Source organism: Deferrisoma palaeochoriense (genome assembly GCF_054656955.1).
This window is the reverse complement of sequence record NZ_BAAHXI010000162.1, coordinates 1-759: the sequence shown is the minus strand read 5'-3', so window position 1 is coordinate 759 and position 759 is coordinate 1. Positions and strand designations below refer to the sequence as shown.

1 pseudogene is annotated in these 759 nt (G+C 70.2%); it reads left to right on the top strand.

The window, feature by feature from the left end:
• Positions 1–759: pseudogene (locus tag ACYQ8L_RS18530) on the top strand (hypothetical protein); the annotation flags it as partial.

Sequence of the window (759 nt, the reverse complement as noted above, 5' to 3'; positions counted from 1 at the left end):
GGGCTCCGGTGCACCTCGTGTCACCCCCACAGCGCCGAGTTCGCCCCCAACATCGACAACAACCGCGCCTGCGCCGGGTGCCACACCGCCGGGAGCGACAACGACGACTACACCTACGGCAACGCCAACACGGCGGCCGTGTCCACGGCCGAGTGGGCCGATTCGGGCCACGGCCGGGCCTCGGGCACCTACGACGTCACCGGAAACCCGGCGGCCGCGTTTTCGGGGCCGGGCGACGATCCCGAAGGGTGCAACTACTGCCACGACTACACCGTGCCTCACGGCGGGGCCAACTACTTCCGCCTGGCCAACCGCGACGGCGCAACCGCCTCGGACCCAGACTTCGGGTACGGGTGGAACAACGTGTGCCTCGTGTGCCACGCGGCGGGCGACGCGGGCTACGACCCGGACGGCGGGGGCGGGCTCTACACCCTCCGGGACTCGGCGCTCGACGTGGACGAGAACCACTACGGGGCGAAGCACGCGGCGGGCACGGGCGGCACGTTCTGCTGGGACTGCCACGACCCCCACGGCGACCGGGCCTCGGGCACGGGGAACATCTCGATGATCCACCGCACGGTGAGCAAGACCAACGACCAGGACGTGGGCAAACCCGGGACCACCGTGGCCGTGACCTTCACCGCCAACACCACGGGCACCGACTACGCCAAGAGCGGGGCGCCCTACGACGGCATCTGCAACGTGTGCCACACGAGCACCAACCACTACACCTCGAGTTCGGGCGACGGGCACAACAGC